12 protein-coding genes are annotated in these 17,417 nt (G+C 66.5%); 9 read left to right on the top strand and 3 right to left on the bottom strand.

From position 1 onward, the window contains the following. Positions 1 to 70: 70 nt before the first annotated feature. Positions 71 to 2,290, bottom strand: a complete 2,220-nt coding sequence (locus tag ACIOU8_RS09845; protein ID WP_400788622.1) for an NADP-dependent isocitrate dehydrogenase — start codon at positions 2,288 to 2,290, stop codon at positions 71 to 73. Between the two features lie 179 nt (positions 2,291 to 2,469). Between ACIOU8_RS09845 and ACIOU8_RS09840 the strand changes: the two genes are divergently transcribed. The 3 genes from ACIOU8_RS09840 to ACIOU8_RS09830 all read left to right on the top strand — a co-directional run bounded on the left by ACIOU8_RS09840 (position 2,470) and on the right by ACIOU8_RS09830 (position 6,210). Further along, positions 2,470 to 2,928, top strand: a complete 459-nt coding sequence (locus ACIOU8_RS09840; RefSeq protein ID WP_400788620.1) for a GNAT family N-acetyltransferase — start codon at positions 2,470 to 2,472, stop codon at positions 2,926 to 2,928. Between the two features lie 111 nt (positions 2,929 to 3,039). After that, on the top strand, positions 3,040 to 4,170 hold the full coding sequence (locus ACIOU8_RS09835) for an ROK family protein (RefSeq protein WP_400788617.1): 1,131 nt from the start codon (positions 3,040 to 3,042) through the stop codon (positions 4,168 to 4,170). Positions 4,171 to 4,185: 15 nt separating this feature from the next. Continuing rightward, the gene (locus tag ACIOU8_RS09830; RefSeq protein ID WP_400788615.1) at positions 4,186 to 6,210 is read left to right on the top strand and encodes a beta-galactosidase; all 2,025 of its coding nucleotides are present in this window, start codon (positions 4,186 to 4,188) and stop codon (positions 6,208 to 6,210) included. Here ACIOU8_RS09830 and ACIOU8_RS09825 read toward each other — a convergent pair. Then, positions 6,170 to 7,141, bottom strand: a complete 972-nt coding sequence (locus ACIOU8_RS09825; RefSeq protein ID WP_400788613.1) for an acetylxylan esterase — start codon at positions 7,139 to 7,141, stop codon at positions 6,170 to 6,172. The genes ACIOU8_RS09830 and ACIOU8_RS09825 overlap by 41 nt on opposite strands. A 155-nt stretch (positions 7,142 to 7,296) precedes the next feature. On the opposite strand from ACIOU8_RS09825, the gene ACIOU8_RS09820 reads away from it, so the two are divergent. From ACIOU8_RS09820 to ACIOU8_RS09795, 6 genes are read left to right on the top strand one after another with little or no spacing between them, the layout of a single operon-like run. Continuing rightward, a complete protein-coding gene (locus tag ACIOU8_RS09820) occupies positions 7,297 to 8,607 on the top strand; it encodes an ABC transporter substrate-binding protein (protein ID WP_400788611.1) in 1,311 nt (436 codons plus the stop codon). Between the two features lie 7 nt (positions 8,608 to 8,614). Next, a complete protein-coding gene (locus tag ACIOU8_RS09815) occupies positions 8,615 to 9,553 on the top strand; it encodes a carbohydrate ABC transporter permease (RefSeq protein ID WP_400788609.1) in 939 nt (312 codons plus the stop codon). Beyond that, positions 9,543 to 10,484 carry a carbohydrate ABC transporter permease gene (locus tag ACIOU8_RS09810; RefSeq protein WP_400788607.1) on the top strand — a complete coding sequence of 314 codons (942 nt, stop codon included), beginning with the start codon at positions 9,543 to 9,545 and terminating at the stop codon, positions 10,482 to 10,484. The genes ACIOU8_RS09815 and ACIOU8_RS09810 overlap by 11 nt, the downstream gene beginning before the upstream one ends. 3 nt (positions 10,485 to 10,487) lie before the next feature. Next, on the top strand, positions 10,488 to 12,803 hold the full coding sequence (locus tag ACIOU8_RS09805; RefSeq protein WP_400788605.1) for a glycosyl hydrolase family 95 catalytic domain-containing protein: 2,316 nt from the start codon (positions 10,488 to 10,490) through the stop codon (positions 12,801 to 12,803). Next, entirely contained in the window at positions 12,800 to 15,109 is a 2,310-nt protein-coding gene (gene yicI / locus ACIOU8_RS09800; RefSeq protein WP_400788602.1) for an alpha-xylosidase, read from the top strand. Before ACIOU8_RS09805 ends, yicI begins: the two co-directional genes overlap by 4 nt. Then, a complete protein-coding gene (locus ACIOU8_RS09795; protein ID WP_400788599.1) occupies positions 15,106 to 16,539 on the top strand; it encodes a GH1 family beta-glucosidase in 1,434 nt (477 codons plus the stop codon). Before yicI ends, ACIOU8_RS09795 begins: the two co-directional genes overlap by 4 nt. Positions 16,540 to 16,591: 52 nt before the next feature. On the opposite strand, the gene ACIOU8_RS09790 is transcribed toward ACIOU8_RS09795, so the two are convergent. Continuing rightward, entirely contained in the window at positions 16,592 to 17,395 is an 804-nt protein-coding gene (locus tag ACIOU8_RS09790; RefSeq protein WP_400788597.1) for a hypothetical protein, read from the bottom strand. Between the last annotated feature and the right edge of the window lie 22 nt (positions 17,396 to 17,417).

The following is a 17,417-nucleotide window of genomic DNA, read 5'->3' as shown; positions in this document are numbered from 1 at the left end:
AGGCGGTCTATATGCGAATGAAGGAGGGGCCGGATGCTCGCGCATCCGGCCCCTCCTTCGTCGTTCCGTGTCAGCTCAGTGCGTCGACGATGCCGTTCAGCGTCGTGGACGGGCGCATGACGGCTTCGACCAGAGCGTCGTCAGGACGGTAGTAGCCGCCGATCTCGACGGGCTTGCCCTGCACCTCGTTGAGCTCGGAGACGATCTTCTCCTCGTTCTCCGCGAGCGTGGCGGCGATCGGCGCGAACGACGCCGCGAGCTCGGGGTCCTTCGTCTGCGCAGCGAGCTCCTGCGCCCAGTACAGCCCCAGGTAGAAGTGGCTTCCGCGGTTGTCGATCGTCCCGAGAGCGCGACCGGGAGAGCGGTCTTCTTCGAGGAAGGTGCCGGTGGCGGCATCCAGCGTCTCCGCGAGGACGCGGGCCTTCTCGTTGCCCGTGCGGTCTGCGAAGTGCTCGAGCGATGCGGCGAGCGCGAAGAACTCGCCCAGGGAGTCCCAGCGCAGGTAGTTCTCCTCCACGAGCTGCTGCACGTGCTTGGGCGCAGAGCCGCCGGCACCGGTCTCGAACAGACCGCCACCCGCGAGCAGCGGCACGATCGACAGCATCTTGGCGCTGGTGCCGACCTCGAGGATCGGGAACAGGTCGGTGAGGTAGTCACGCAGCACGTTGCCCGTCACCGAGATGGTGTCGAGGCCGTGACGCATGCGCGCGAGCGTGTAGCGAGTGGCCTCCTCGGGGGCGAGGATCGTGATCGTGAGCCCCTTGGTGTCGAGTGTCGCGAGCCCCTGGTGCACCTTGGCGATGATCTGCGCGTCGTGCGAGCGGTTGGCATCGAGCCAGAACACCGCAGGCACTCCCGACGCGCGAGCACGCGTGACGGCGAGCTTCACCCAGTCCATGACCGGGATGTGCTTGGTCTGCGTCGCGCGCCAGATGTCGCCGGCGCCGACCTCGTGCTCGATCAGCACGGTGCCTTCGCTGTCGAGGACCTGGACCTTGCCGGGAGCAGCGATCTCGAAGGTCTTGTCGTGGCTGCCGTACTCCTCGGCAGCCTGGGCCATGAGGCCCACGTTCGGCACGGTTCCGATCGTGGCGGGGTCGAGCGGGCCGTTCGCGATCACGTCGTCGATGACGGCCTGGTAGACGCTCGCGTACGAGGAGTCCGGGATGACCGCGAGGGTGTCGGCCTCGCCGCCGTCTTCGCCCCACAGCTTGCCGCCATTGCGGACGAGCGCAGGCATGGAGGCGTCGACGATCACGTCGCTGGGCACGTGCAGGTTCGTGATGCCCTTGTCGGAGTTCACGTACGAGACGCGCGGGCCCTCGGCGAGCGCGCGGTCGAAGGCTGCGGCGATCTCTTCGCCGCCGGCGATGCCGCCCAGACCCGAGAGGATCGATCCGAGACCGTCGTTCGGGTTGAGGCCCGCTTCAGCGAGCTTGTCACCGTACTGAGCGAACACGTCCGCGAAGAACACCCTCACGACATGGCCGAAGATGATCGGGTCGCTGACCTTCATCATCGTGGCCTTGAGGTGCACCGAGTAGAGGATGTCGTCGTTCTTCGCCGTCTCCATCGTCTCGGCGAGGAAGGCGTCGAGGTGCGCGGCCGAGAGGAACGTGGCGTCGATGATCTCGCGCGGGAGAACCTTCAGCCCCTCCTTGAGGATCGTCACGGTGCCGTCGGCGGCGGTGTGACGGAAGCTCAGGACATCGTCGTGGGCCGCGACCCAGGAGCGCTCGTTGTGCTTGAAGTCATCGTGGCCGAGTGTCGCGACGCGGGTCTTCGACCCCTCCGCGAACGGCTTGTTGCGGTGCGGGTGCTTCTTGGCGTAGTTCTTGACCGCCAGAGGCGCGCGGCGGTCGCTGTTGCCCTCGCGCAGCACGGGGTTGACCGCGGATCCCTTGATGCGGTCGTAGCGAGCGCGGACGTCCTTCTCCTCGAGGGAGGTCGGCTCGTCCGGGAAGTCGGGGATGTCGTAGCCCTGAGCCTGGAGCTCGGCGATCGCGCCCTTGAGCTGCGGGATCGAGGCCGAGATGTTCGGCAGCTTGATGATGTTCGCCTCGGGGAGCGTGGCGAGTCCGCCGAGCTCGGCGAGAGAGTCGCCGACCTGCTGCTCGGGCGTGAGCTTCTGCGGGAATGCGGCGAGGATGCGTCCGCCGAGCGAGATGTCGCGGGTCTCGACCTCGATGCCCGCCTGCCCCGTGTAGGCCTTGATGATCGGCAGGAAGGAGGCGGTGGCGAGAGCCGGAGCCTCGTCCGTGTAGGTGTAGATGATGGCGTCGTCGGTCACCAGGAGGTTCTCCGTTCGCGAGGGCAAATTTGTCTCGATACCAAGATACCTGAGGCGCTCCCGGCGCACGTTCGCCGCGAGGAGGCGCTGACATCGACTTCCGGCATTCCGCGCGAGGGCACCCCTGACGAAAGTCGAGGTTTCTGCACGGGACCCCTGGGAGGGGCTAGCCTGTGACTATGTCCGAACTGCGCATGGTCGAACTCTCCGCTGCGACGATCGTCGCCGTGAACAACCTGTCGCTCAAGCCCGGACAGGAGCAGTTCCTCGCTCCGGTGTCCTACGGCATCGCGGCCACCGTCATCAACCCGCAGACCTCCTGGCAGCGGGTCGTTCTCGAAGACGACCAGGTCGTCGGTTTCGTCAGCGCGAACTTCGACGCCGAAGCTCCGGAGGAGCACTTCCGCTCGGTGCTGTGGCGCATCAATGTCGACGCGGAGGGCCAGGGCAAGGGCGTCGGACGCTTCGCGGTCGAGAGCCTGATCGAAGAGGCCAGTGACCGCGGTTTCGACCACGTCAACGTCATCTACGAGGCCGGAGAAGACGGCCCCGAGGCGTTCTTCCTGCGTGTCGGGTTCACTCCGGTCGGCGAGACCGAGTACTCAGAGGTCATCGCCCAGATCCGCATCACTTCGTAGACCGGCGGCGGGGTCTCGAATCCCCTCCCCCATCGAGGCCTCGTCGCCCTCGGTCGTCTATTTCATACCGCGCTGAAACAAAATAGCGCCGCACGGCGCTAAGCTCTCATCATGCTTCACACGCCGAGTTGGTCCTGGCCGACCCTGCATGATGCGCAACGCAGCGTACTGCTCGAGGTCCTCATGCACGGATCGCGTTCACGCGCGGAGCTGGCGCACCGCACCGGGATGTCCCGCGCATCGCTCTCGCGACTGTCGCGGGATCTTGTCGATCTGGGCTTCGTGACCGAAGGCGAGGCACAGGCACGCCCCGGGCGCGGACGCCCTTCGGAGACCCTTCGAGTGCGCGCGGACGCCGCCCAGTTCGCGGGCTTCAAGCTCACCGGCGACGCGCTCTACGCCGCCGTCGTCGACCTTTCGGCGACTGTCATCGACACCATGGAGCATCCACTGCCGTCCCGTGAGATCGTAGATGTCGTCGATCTCATCGGCCGCGTACTCGAGGAGATGAAGCCCGCCCACCCCCGGATCTCGGCCGTCGGGGTATGCCTGGCGGGTGACGTGGTCGGAGCGGAGGGACATCGACGAATAATCGGATCGCACTTCCTGGGCTGGGAGAACGTCCCCCTCGCCGACCTCGTCAGAGCCCGCACGGGGCTGGCGACCGAGATCGGCAACGATGTGCAGTCACTCACGGCCGCCCATCACTGGTTCGGCGCGGGCAAGGGGGCACGTTCGCTCGCTCTCATCGGGCTGGGAGCGGGCATCGGCGCAGGCCTCGTCGTGGGCGACGAGCCCATCAGAGGAGCACACGGACATCCGGGCAAAGTCGGACACTTGCGCGTCTCCGACTCGGGGCCGACCTGTGACCGCGGGCATGTGGGATGCGTCTCGGCGTTCGTGACGATCCCGGCAGTGGAGCGCGCGGTCGGGGGGCTCCCGTTCGAGGAGATACTCCGTCGGGCCTCCGAGGGCGACGAGGAATGCTCCGTCGTCGTCGGCGCTGCGCTCAGAGCGCTCGGAGTGGTCATCGCGAACCTCGTCTCGATCGTCGACATCGAGAAGGTGATCATCACCGGCGAGGGCTTGCCGATCGCGGCCGCCTCTCCAGAACTTCTCAACGCCGCTGTCGCTGAGGCACTCGACCCGGCGGCTGAAGCCCCGCCGATAGACCTGCACCCTTTCCAGTTCGCAGACTACGCTTGGGCGGCCGCTGTCAGTGCGGTCCGACTCGTGCTCTGACTCGCCGAGGATCCGATGTCGCATCATTCCCGCTTCTCTCCCCGATCGGTTCTCTTCGGCGGCGACTACAGCCCCGAGCAGTGGCCCGAGTCGGTCTGGCGCGAAGACGTCATCCTCATGCGCGAGGCCGGGATCAACATCGTCACCCTAGGGGTCTTCTCGTGGGGGCTGTTGGAAGTGGATGACGACCGGTGGGACTGGGACTGGTTCGACCGCATCATCGACCTCCTCTCGAACGAAGGCATCTCGATCGACCTCGCGACGCCGACCGCCTCCCCACCCATCTGGTTGCACAGGGAACATCCGGAGATCCTCCCCGTCGACCGACGAGGAATCAGATATCACCAGGGTGGACGCCTTCAGTGGTGTCCCAGTCATCCGGTGTGGCACCGATATGCGCGACGGATCGCCGAGCGCCTCGGTGAGCGCTACGGCGCTCACCCATCGGTGACGATGTGGCACGTCAGCAACGAGCTGGGGGGCGGGAACCGTCGTTGCTATTGCGCGGCCTCTACTTCGGCATTCCGCGTGTGGCTCGAGAACAGATACGAACACATCGACGCCGTGAACTCCGCCTGGGGAACAGCGTTCTGGGGGCACCGCTACCGCCGTTTCGACGACGTGACTGCTCCCCTCGACAGCGAGTCCGCACAGAATCCGTCTCTGCTCCTCGACTTCGATCGTTTCAGCTCGGATGCGCTGCTCGGACAGTTCAGACTCGAGCGCGATGCGCTGCGCGATGCAGGAGTCACCACGCCCATCACCACGAATCTCATGGTGTCTCCCTCGGGGAGCGTCGCGGACTACTCGTCGTGGACCGAGGATCTGGACGTGGTCGCGATCGACCACTACACGATCGCCGAGGACCCCCGCAGGGAACGGGAGCTGGCGTTCGTCGCCAGTCGCACGCGCGGTCTCGACCCCTCTCGTCCGTGGCTGGTGATGGAGCACTCCACCTCCGCGGTGAACTGGCAACGACGCAACGCACCCAAGTCGCCGGGCGAGATGATCCGCAACAGCCTCCAGCACATCGCCCATGGCTCGGATGGAGCGCTGTTCTTCCAATGGCGGGCTTCGGCTTCCGGGGCCGAGCAGTTCCACTCGGCCATGGTGCCGCACGCCGGCAGCGATTCGAGGCAATGGCGGGAGGTGGTCGAGCTCGGCCGGCGGCTCGCGCAGCTCGACGAACTGACAGGAAGCCTCGGCGAGAGATCCGAGGTCGCGATCCTCGTCGACGACATCTCGCTCTGGGCCTGGCAGGCGGGGCAGAAACCCCTGCACGATCATCCGATCCACGAGGACGCCCGACACTGGTTCGACGTCCTCTCTGCACGCGGGTTCGGGCCTGACGTCGTTCCGCCCTCTTCCGACCTCGCAGGACGCTCACTCATCGTCGTTCCGTCGCTCTACCTCGTCACCGACGCCGCGGCTGCTGCGATCGAGGCCGCGGTCCGAGGCGGATCGACCGTGGTCATCGGTCCGCTTTCGGGCATCGTCGACGCCGACAGCCGGATCCGGGTCGGGGGGTATCCCGGGGCGTTCCGAGACATGCTGGGTGTCGTCGGGGAGGAGCTGGTGCCCCTGCTCGACGGTGAACAGCTGCTCCTGTCGTCGGGTGCGCAGATGGCCGACATCTCCGCACGTCTCAGAACGACGACGGCCGACGTGGTCGAGGTCCACCGAGGCGGCGATCTCGACGGACTGCCGGCGATCACGCGCCGCACCGTCGGCGCCGGAGCGGCTTGGCACATCTCAGGCCTCGTCGGCGCAGGGTTCGACGACCTGGTCGACCGCATCACGAGCGACGCGGGGCTCGCGCGCCGCCTCCCCTCCTCCGACGACATCGAAGCGGTCAGAAGGGTCTCCGCCGACGGCTCGTGGCTGTTCCTGATCAATCACGGCACCGCGGATGCAGTCGTCCCGGCCGATGGAACGGATCTGATCTCAGGAGAGTGCGCAGACGGACAGTTCGCCCTGCCCGCTGGCGACGTCGCCGTCATCAGGGAACGAGTCGAGAAGCGAGCCACTCGGCCTGTCTGACCCACTGATGGGTCTGGCCACCCTCATGTCCGTTGTATTCGTACACGGTGATCTCGCGTTCCTCGGCCGCGAGGTGATTGAAGGCGGCGAAGACGCTGGACGGCAGGACTATCCCGTCCATCAGCGCGACCGAGAAAAGCGTCGGGGCCGTGATGCGACGCGCGAAGTTGACTCCGTCGAAGTACGAGAGCGTGTGGAAGACGCGCTCGTCCTGATCCCGATGCACCGCGAGATATCGCGTGATCTCCTGAAACGGCTGATCGGGCGTGAGCTGCACCGATCGACGGAAGTGGCACAGGAACGGGACATCAGGCATCACTGCGACGAGATCGGGAACGAGTGCGGCCACTGCCAAGGCGATCCCCCCGCCCTGGCTCGCGCCGGAGACGGCGATGCGAGTCGTGTCGACGAAGGGCATCAGGCGCACCGCATCGATCAGACGCACACCGTCTGTGAACAGTCGACGATAGTAGTAGTCCATCGGATCGCCGATGCCGCGAGTCATGAACCCAGGCACGGACGCTCCGGAACCGTGCGGGTCAGGCGTATCTCCGCCGGTGCCCCACCCACTCCCCTGGCCCCGCGTGTCCATGAAGACGTGGACGAATCCGGCAGCGGCCCACTGGAGCTTCTCACCCGCGAGTCCGCGCCCGCCGTTGTACCCGTTGTACTCGATGACGACCGGAAGAGGGCCGGCGGCACGAGGACGTGTGACCCAGGCCCGCACCGGCTCTCCGTCGAACCCGGGGAACGTCAGATCCTCGACGATGAGTTCTCGGATCGGCGTCCGCGCCGGCACTAGAGTCGCTTCGTCTCCGGCCGCGCGCGCCTCGTCCACCGTCCGCTGCCAGAAGCTGTCGAAGTCGACCGGCTCGGCCACCTCGGGTCGGTATTCGCGCAGCTGCTCCAGGGGCAGGTCGGTCAATGGCATCGTTCCTCCTCGACATACATCGGATCAATTTCCGATTCTCGCTTGACTTTATGTTTCAGCACAACACAAAATAGCACCAACACCCTTCGACCCGGCTCCTCCTGGCGATGAAGCCCCCTGGGTCACCGACACCGCCGTCTGAAAGGAACCGTCCCATGACATCGATCCGCCACCGCAAGCGGACCGCCGCACGTTGGGCCGCCGCGCTGCTCGCTCCCGCGCTCGCCGTCTCCGCTCTCGCATCCTGCGCAGGAGGGTCTGCCGATGACGCCGCGGGCGAACCCGTGACGATCGACTTCTGGGGTTGGGTCCCTGGACTCGAAGACCTCGTCGCCCAGTGGAACGACGAGAATGAGGAAATCCAGGTCGACTTCCACCGGATGACCGGCGACGACGGGCAGAAGGTCGAGGCCGCGGTCGACGCCGGCCAGGGCCCGGATCTGGTTCAGCTCTCGACCCACACGCTGCCGGAATACGTGATCACCGAGCGCGTGGTCGACATCACCGATTATGTCTCCGAATATGCCGACGACTACACCCCGGCCTCCTGGTCGGCTGTCTCGTTCGACGGTCGCGTCTTCGGCATCCCTCAGGGAATCGGCCCCGCCGGAACCATGTACCGCACCGACATCTTTGCCGAGTACGGACTTGAATTCCCGGAGACGTGGGACGAGTACCTCGAGGCTGCTCGCACCCTGAAGGCCGCGAACCCCGATCTGCACATCGCGAACCTCTCTCCGGGGGAGATCGGTCAGTGGGCGCAGGAGATCCAGCAGGCGGAGAGCAGCTGGTACGGAATCGACGGCGATGCCTGGACTGTCGGAGTGAACGACGAGGGCAGCCAGCTCGTCGCAGAACGCTGGCAGACCCTCCTCGACGAGGACCTCGTCACCACCGAGCTGATGTGGACGCCCGAATACTGGGCTCTCGTCAACAGCGGGAAGATCGCGACGATCACCTACGCCGCGTGGTTCCCCAGCATCCTCGCCGAGAACGCCGCAGACCTCACCGATAAGTGGAGTGTCGCCTCTATGCCGAAGAACGCTGGCTCCGAGAACTCCGGCGACTCGGGCGGTGCGGCCGTCGTCGTTCTGAAGAACACCGAGAACGCCGAGGCCGCTGCGAAGTTCGCGGCCTGGTTGAACGGTTCGGACGACACGCAGGAAGCACTGATCACCGTCGGCGGACTCTTCCCCTCCACCACGAACGGGCTGGAATCGCCTGCGCTGCGACAGGAATCCGAGTTCTACGGCGGCCAGGTCATCAACGACGTCTTCATCGAGTCCGCCAAGCAGACTCCGGACACCTGGGTCGAGGGTCCCAACTACGGCACGATCCAGACCGCGCTCCTCGACGAGTTCGCGAAGGTGGTCGCGGGCCAGCAGACCTTCCTCGAAGCGCTCGACATCGCGCAGGCCGCCGGAGTCGCCGATCTCGAGTCGCGCGGCCTCAGCGTCTCGGAGTGACCCCGTCGTGACCGCCACATCCACCTCGCCCTCCCGGCGTCGGTTTTCCGGCGCCGGGAGGCCCTGGATCCCGTACGCGTTCGTCGCCCCCTTCGTGATCCTGTTCCTCGTGTTCCTCGTCGCGCCGATCGTGGTCGGCGTGGTCAACAGCCTCTTCTCGCGACAGTCGAGCGGTCTCGGGTTCGGCGGGTCCAGCATCGAGTTCGCCGGCCTCGACAACTTCTTCCGCGCATTCGCCGACCGCGACTTCCTGCTCGGATTCCCGAAGGTGCTGCTGTACGGTGCTGTCCAGGTGCCGGTCATGATGGTCATCGCCGCCGCACTCGCCCTGCTGTTCGACACGGCACTGGTGAAGGCCAAGCGGTTCTTCCAGTTCGCCGTCTTCCTGCCCTATGCAGTCCCCAGTGTGATCGCCGCCCTGCTCTGGGGGTTCCTCTACCAACCCTCGGTCAGCCCGATCCTGCAGTTCCTCTCATCTCTGGGAATCGACGCGAACCTGCTCGGTCCGGGAACGGTGTGGTGGTCCATCGGGAACATCAACCTGTGGTCGCTGATCGGGATCAACATGATCATCCTGTTCGCGGCACTGCAATCGGTGCCACGAGAGATGTACGAGGCGGCGCGCATCGACGGCGCCGGCGAGATCCGCACGGCACTGCAGATCAAACTGCCGATGATCGCTCCCGCGGTGCTGCTGACCACCCTGTCGTCCGTCATCGGAACTCTTCAGCTGTTCAACGAACCACAGGTCCTCCAGTCGATCACCTCGAACATCCCGAGCGACTTCACCCCGAACATGGCGATCTACGCCGCATCCACTCTCGGCAAGGACCCGAACCTCTCGTCCGCGATGGCTGTGATCCTCGGCCTCGCGACCCTGATCGTGTCCCTCATCCTGCTCGCCGCGAACAGGCGAACGACGAAGGCGGCCTCCGATGGCATCTGACACTCTCACGTCCACTGCCGCCCTGAACACCCGCACGGCGGTCACCATCGACTCGCCTCGACGCCGACGCTCGACATTCGTGAACGGCGACCGGGTGCACCGCGGGTGGATGGTCCTCGTTACCGCGGTGATGGTGATCGTCGCCGCGTACTTCCTCATCCCCGTGCTCTGGCTCGTCATCGCCTCGACGAAGTCGACCGGCGATCTCTTCTCCACCCCGGGCTTCGCCTTCGCCGACTGGCACCTCTGGGAGAACCTCGCCGCGCTCAGCTCATACGACGGCGGCATCTTCTGGCGGTGGAGCCTGAACTCGATCATCTACTCGGTGATCGGATCGGCCTTCACCACGCTCGTGTGCGCAGTGACCGGCTACGCCCTCGCCGTGTATCGCTTCCGTGGCCGAAGCACCCTGGTCGCAGTGATCCTCGGCAGCCTGCTCGTCCCCGGCACCGTCATCGCGCAGCCTACGTATGTGCTGCTCGTCGGCATGGGATTGAACAACACCTATCTCGGCCTGTTGCTACCCGCGCTGGTCTATCCGTTCGGTGTGCTGCTGTGCTTCATCTACGCGCAGTCCTCCGTCCCTCATGAGCTCATCGAGGCCGCTCGGCTCGACGGCGCAGGCGAGTTCCGCATCTTCGGCACAATCGGTCTGCGCCTGATGTCGACCGGAATGGTGACGGTTCTCCTGTTCGCATTCCTCGGCAGCTGGAACAGCTACATCCTGCCACTGCTGGTGCTCACCGATTCGTCTCTCATGCCGCTCACCGTCGGACTCACCGGATGGAGCCAGGCATCGATCACGATCCCCGGACTCCAGATCCTCACGGTCGTCGGCTCACTCGTATCGATCATCCCGATCGCGATCGTCTTCCTGTCGCTCCAGCGGTTCTGGCGAGCGGGGCTCACTGCAGGAAGCGTGCGCGGCTGATCCATGAGCAGCATCACCCTCTCGGGACCGGCCGACCGGTGGCTGGAATGCCTTCCGCTCGGTGACGGGCGCATCGGGGTCATGACGAACGGCGGCGTGGCGCAGACCCTGATGCACGTGAACGACCACTCAGCCTGGTCCGGTTCGCCGGAGAGCGAGGCCGTCTCGGGACTGCTCCGGGCCGACGAATGCTCACGACTGCTCGCGCAGGCGAGAGCGGCGATCGAGGGCGGCGACCCCGTCGCCGCAGAGGACCCGTTGCGAGCCCTGCAGACCTCCTACGCTCAGTCGTATCTGCCGCTGGGCGACGTGCTCATCACCGTCGAGGGTGCAGCCCGTCGCGACGGATTGATACGACGCTCCCTCGACCTTCGATCGGGCATCCACCGGTCTCGCGACGACGAGCTCGAGACGACGACGTTCGTCGACTCCGAGAACAGTGTCCTGGTCCACGTGATCTCTTCCACGCAGCCGGTTCACACGACACTCAGCTCCCGTCTGCGTGGTCTCGACGGGTCGCCGGCCAGAACTGAGCGAAGAGGCGGTGACGATGTCCTGCTCCTGAGCCTGCCGAGCGACGTCGCACCGGGGCACGAGCCCGACCTCCCTGCCGCACAGTGGAACGGCCCCGCTCTCGAGGCGGCGCTCGTGGCGCGGGTGCTGCGCGGCGCAGAACGCACGGTCGTGCTCGTCGCGACCGCCACCACGTTCGGCGGGCACGCGACCATCGTCGGCACCGCGGCTGATGCGCTGACCGACGCCACCCGGCGACTCGACGCCGTCGCCGCGCACGACGTCGACGCCGTGCGCCAGGCCGCGTCGACGAGGATGCAGGAGCTGCTCTCGTCGGTGGCGCTGCGTCTCGGGGCGCCCGATCCCGTCGATGAGGCGACGGTCGACACATCAGCCCGTCTCGCTCGGGCACGCGCAGATGATCGCGGTGTCCTCGCCAGCGACCCCGGCCTCGTGTCGCTGCTCTTCGACTACGGGCGATACCTGCTCGTCTGCTCCTCTCGGCCAGGCGGACTGCCCTCGAACCTGCAGGGCCTGTGGAATGCAGAGATGCGGCCCCCCTGGGGCAGCGCCTACACCCTCAACATCAACACCCAGATGAACTACTGGGGCGCGCAGGTGACCGATCTGTCTTCACGTATGACGCCGCTCACGGATCTCACCATCGACCTCGCAAAGGCAGCGGCTCCCCATACTCGGCGACTGTACGACGCACCGGGCTGGACCGTTCACCACAACACCGATCTCTGGCTCTACTCCACGGCGCCAGGACGGGGTGCGGGGGATCCGCGGTGGTCCTTCTGGCCGCTCGGCGGCGCATGGCTCGCGACTCTGCTCACCGAGTCATGGGAGTTCGGCGCTGCGTCCGCCGACGATCTGGACCGCGTGTGGCCCACCCTGCGCGGAGCCGCCGAGTTCGCTCTCGTCTGGCATCACGACGACGGCACGTCGCCGGCGACCTCACCTGAGAATGCGTTCCTGACTAACGACGGTCGCTCCGCGTCGCTCGCGAAGACGTCGACTATGGATCTGGCGCTCGTCCGATCCGTCCTCACACGGACGGTCCGTGCGGCCCACGTGCTCGGACGACAGGACGACGATATCGCGCGTGCCTCCGCCGCACGTCTGGTCGACCTCCCCGATCAGCCGTCCGTCACGGACGACGGCACCATCGTCGAATGGGATGCAGCTCGCCCTGAAGAGGACCCGCACCATCGTCACGTCAGCGCGCTGTTCGGACTGTTCCCGGGCGAGGAGCGATGGGATGCGCGACGCCGGGCCGCAGCTGCGGCGACCCTCGAACGTCGCGGGGACGACTCCAGCGGCTGGTCGCTCGTGTGGAAGCTCGCACTGTGGGCGCGCTTGGGTCGCCCAGAACGTGTCGGCGCACTGATGGAGCTGGCTCTGCGTGATGCTGAGCAGGTCACCGGCCCGTGGGCCGGTGGTCTCTACCCGAACCTCTTCGCGGCGCATCCGCCTTTCCAGATCGACGCCAACCTCGGCTTCGTCGGCGCTGTCAGCGAGGCGCTCCTGCAGTCCCACGACGGGATCCGGCTACTGCCCGCCCTTCCCGCAGAGCTCGCCGACGGAAGCGTGACGGGCCTCATCGCCCGTCCCGGCATCGCCGTCGACATCGAGTGGCTGAACGGCCGACTCGTCAGCGCCCGACTGCGTGCACGCCATGAGCGAGCCGCCGGATCGCACACCGTGCACTGGGGCGATCGCCGTCTCACCGTCCGCATCGACACGACGCACGACACTGTGCTCGATGCTCTCTCTTTCCCCACCGAGGAGGTAAGCCCGTGAGATTCACCGACGGGTTCTGGCAGCTGCGTGAAGGCGTGTCGGCCCTGTACGCGCGCGAAGCGCACGACATCGACGCGCACGACGGCGCACTCGTCGTCTCCGCGCCGACGAAGGTCATCGAGACTCGGGGCGACACCCTCAACCGGCCCGTTCTGACGGTCACTCTGACCGCACCGCTCGAGGGCATCATCGGCGTTCTGATCGAACACCACACCGGAGGCCTGCCTCATGAAGGCTTCGATCTCCCCGGCATCGGAGACGACTCGGCCTCGCCTACCATCGTCATCGACGCCACCGAAGGCGCGATCACCAGTGGAGACCTCACCGCCCGGGTGCGGCAGGGCGCCGGTTGGTCGCTCTCGTTCGAGAGTGGCGGGCATGTGCTCACCAGCTCGGAGGAGAGCTCTATCGCGATGATCGACGTCGATCCCTCGGTCGCACTCGACGGGCAGCTCGAAGATCAGCTTCGCCGCCACCGCGGTGGCGGAGCACAGCGTTATATGCACCAGCAGCTCTCGCTCGGGGTGGGTGAACTCGTTTACGGCCTCGGCGAGCGCTTCGGCCCGCTGGTCAAGAACGGCCAGTCCATCGAGACCTGGAACGCCGACGGTGGAACGTCGAGCGAGCAGGCCTACAAGAACGTTCCGTTCTACGTCACCAACCGCGGATACGGCGTCCTCGTCGATCACCCCGGCCATGTCTCCTTCGAAGTCGGCTCGGAGAACGTGGAGCGCGTGCAGTTCGCGGTCGCCGGCGAGCGGCTGCAGTACTACGTCATCGCCGGAACCGGCCAGCGGGAGGTGTTGGAGCGCTACACAGCACTGACCGGTCGCCCGGCGCTTCCGCCCGCATGGTCGTTCGGCACCTGGCTGTCCACCAGCTTCACGACCGACTACGACGAGAAGACCGTCACCGGCTTCATCGATGGTTTCGCCGAAAGAGACCTGCCGTTGTCCGTCTTCCATTTCGACTGCTTCTGGATGCGCGAGTTCAACTGGTGCGACTTCGAGTGGGATCCCCGCGTCTTCCCCGACCCCGAAGGGATGCTTCACCGTCTTCACTCCCGAGGGCTGAAGGTGTCAGTGTGGGTCAACCCGTACATCGGTCAGCGCTCGCCGCTGTTCGAGGAGGCCAGGAGCGCCGGCCACCTTCTTCGTCGGCCGGACGGCACGGTGTGGCAATGGGACCGGTGGCAGGCGGGCATGGCGATCGTCGATTTCACCAACCCCGACGCGCGCCGGTGGTACCAGGAGAAGCTGCGGCGACTGACGGCGCAGGGCGTCGACACCTTCAAGACCGACTTCGGCGAGCGCGTTCCGCTCGACGTCGTGTGGCATGACGGCAGTGCTCCTGAGGGCATGCACAACCGCTTCGCGCAGCTCTACAACGAGGCGGTGTTCGAGGTGCTGCAGGAGCGCGGCGAGGGCGATGCCGTCGTCTTCGCACGTTCCGCGACCGTGGGCGGGCACCGGTTTCCCGTCCACTGGGGCGGAGACAGTGCCTCGACCTTCGTGTCGATGGCGGAGACCTTGCGCGGAGGTCTCTCTCTGGCCTTCGGCGCCTTCGGATTCTGGAGCCACGATATCGGAGGGTTCGAGGGCACGCCCGACCCCGCCGTCTTCAAACGATGGACTGCCTTCGGATTCCTCTCCAGCCACAGTAGATTCCATGGGTCGCGTTCCTACCGCGTGCCGTGGGCCTTCGACGAAGAAGCGGTCGAGGTCACCCGGGTCTTCTCCCAGCTGAAGATGCGACTGATGCCCTATCTCTATACAGCAGGCAAGGAGTCGGCACGCTCCGGCGTACCGGTGATGCGGCCGATGCCACTGGCGTTCCCCGACGACCCGGCTGCGGCCTATCTCGATAGGCAGTACATGCTCGGCCCGGATCTGCTGGTCGCCCCGGTGTTCACCGCCGACGGGGACGTCGAGTTCTACCTCCCCGCGGGAGGCTGGACGCACCTGCTCACCGGGGAGCGAATGACAGGCGGCGGATGGCGACGCGAGCGGCATGACTTCACGAGTCTTCCCCTGTACGTTCGAGACGGTGCCGTGCTGCCGTGGTCTGCGCACGCGGACCGCCCCGACGCCGATTGGCTGCAGGGTCTCGAGCTGAGGATCTTCGGGGATCCGGACGACGCGGCCATTGTCGTCGACAACCCGGCCGGCGACAGTGCGGAATACTCGGTCGTGAAGGACGAAACCGGCTACTCGGCATCCACGACGTCGAGCGATGCGTTCAGCATCGCCATAGCAACGGGGACCGCTACAGCGGCCTCCAACGGAAAGGCCTGGATCGCGCGATGACTCTCTCCCCCACTGACGACTACCGCGGATCCGGACTCGTCCTGCCCGAGGGCTTCACTTTCGGATCGGCGACCGCCTCGTACCAGATCGAGGGAGCGGCCGACGAAGACGGGCGCACGCCGTCGATCTGGGACACGTTCAGCAAGACGCCGGGGAAGGTGTGGAACGGCGACACCGGCGACGTGGCCTGCGACCACTACCACCGCGTCGACGAGGACCTCGACCTGATGTCGGACCTCGGGCTGCAGGCGTACCGCTTCTCGATCGCCTGGCCGCGGATCGTGCCCGCGGCAGACGGCCGCGTCAACCAGGCGGGGATCGACTTCTACTCCCGACTGGTCGACGGGCTTCTCGAGCGCGGCATCCGTCCGGTGGCGACCCTCTACCACTGGGATCTGCCCCAGTACCTCGAAGACGCGGGAGGCTGGACCGCCCGCGCCACGACGGATGCCTTCGAGCAATACGCCGAGATCATGGGCACCGCGCTCGGCGACCGGGTGCACACCTGGACGACGCTCAACGAGCCCTGGTGCTCTGCCTATCTGGGATACGGGCAGGGCGGTCACGCGCCGGGCCGCCACGAGCCGGCATCTGCTCTGGCCGCCGTGCACCACCTGAACCTCGCGCACGGGCGCGCGATCCAGGCGCTCCGAGCCACGTCCACCGGCGACCCCGACTACTCCGTGACGCTGAACTTCCACGTGCTGCGCGGCGTCGGCGATGGAGCTGACGAGGCCATGCGTCGGATCGACGCTCTCGCGAATCGCGCGTTCACTCATCCGATGCTTCGCGGTGAGTACCCCTCGGACCTCCTCGAGGACACGGCGTCGGTCACGGACTGGTCGTTCGTGCACGACGGCGATCTCGCTACCGTCAACCAGCCGATCGACGTGCTCGGAGTGAACTACTACTCCACCGCGACGGTGCGGCTCTGGGACGGAGTCTCGGAGAAGCAGCAGAACGACGGGCACAAGGGCACGTCCGGAGGCACTGCGTGGCCGGGCAGCGATCAGGCGGTCGAGTTCGTCGAGCAGCCGGGGCCCTACACCGCGATGGGGTGGAACATCGCGCCGGAGGGGCTCGAAGAGCTGCTCGTCTCGCTGTCTGAGCAGTTCCCCGCCCAGCCGCTGATGGTCACCGAGAACGGCGCCGCGTTCGATGACGAGGTCGCTGACGACGGCTCGGTGCCGGATCCTGAGCGCACCGACTATCTCCGACGACACTTCACCGCCGCCCATCGTGCGATCCAGCGGGGTGTCGATCTGCGCGGCTACTTCGTGTGGTCGCTGCTCGACAACTTCGAGTGGGGTTACGGCTACGCCAAGAGATTCGGCATCGTGCGCGTGGACTTCGACTCGCTCGAACGCACCGTCAAGGATTCGGGGCACTGGTACGCGCAGCTGATCGCGTCGCGGACTGTGCAGTCCTGACCGCGTCGGAGCGCGGCCGTCGAGTGCCGTCTCCGCAGTGCGGAGGCGGCACTCAGCGCTTGTCTGGCCGCTTGCGTTCGTTCCACGCTGCGATCGCCGACGCGGCGGCGCCCGCGGCACGGTCGATCGCCTCCGCAGAACGGCTGAACACGTCGTGCGCGGCATCCTGCCAGCTCGACGACGCTGAGGGCGTCTCGCCCGCCTGCACTCTCGCGGCGTGCTCGGCAGCCTCGAAGGCGCGCTCGAGGTCGGCGACGGAGTCTCGGTATGCGGCGAAGTCCTCGGCGCTGACCTTGCCGGTGGCGGCGCGACGCATCTCGACCGCGTGCGCTGCGGCCCGCAGATACGCCGCCGTGGCGGGCTGTCTAACGTCGGTCATCGCCGGATACGCGATCTGCAGGCCGGCATCGGTCTCGTAGTTCATCCAACGCACCACGATCGCCTCATGCTGCGCCTGAAGGCGCTCCAGGGGACGAGGTGCGGATGCTGCGGGGATGGCCGCTCGCGCGGCGCTGAGGCGCACCTGCTTCGCGCGCACATCTGCGGCGGCAGCCTTGGCGTCACTCTCCTTGGCGCGCAGCATCCGCTTGGCGCCCGCGACCTGTTCCTGGGTCGCGCGTCGAGCGCTGCGTTCCGCGGAGATGCGGACGACATCGGCCCGGGCGAGCTTGACGGCCATCCGCCGTTCGACCGCCGTCTGCTGGGCGGCCTTGAGATCGTGCCGAGCCGCGTCGTACTCGAGCCGTCGACCGCTCTTGGTGCTGCGACGACGCAACCCGATAGCGCCGGCGGCGACCCCTCCCGCCGCGACGGGCGCGATCCACCACAACTCGACGGCGAGGAGCAACGGATCCATACCTCGATGCTACCCAGGCCGA

Source organism: Microbacterium sp. NPDC087589, assembly GCF_044743635.1.
Classification (GTDB): Bacteria; Actinomycetota; Actinomycetes; order Actinomycetales; family Microbacteriaceae; genus Microbacterium.
The sequence above is the reverse complement of the archived record's forward strand: the minus strand, read 5'-3'. Positions and strand labels throughout refer to the sequence as shown.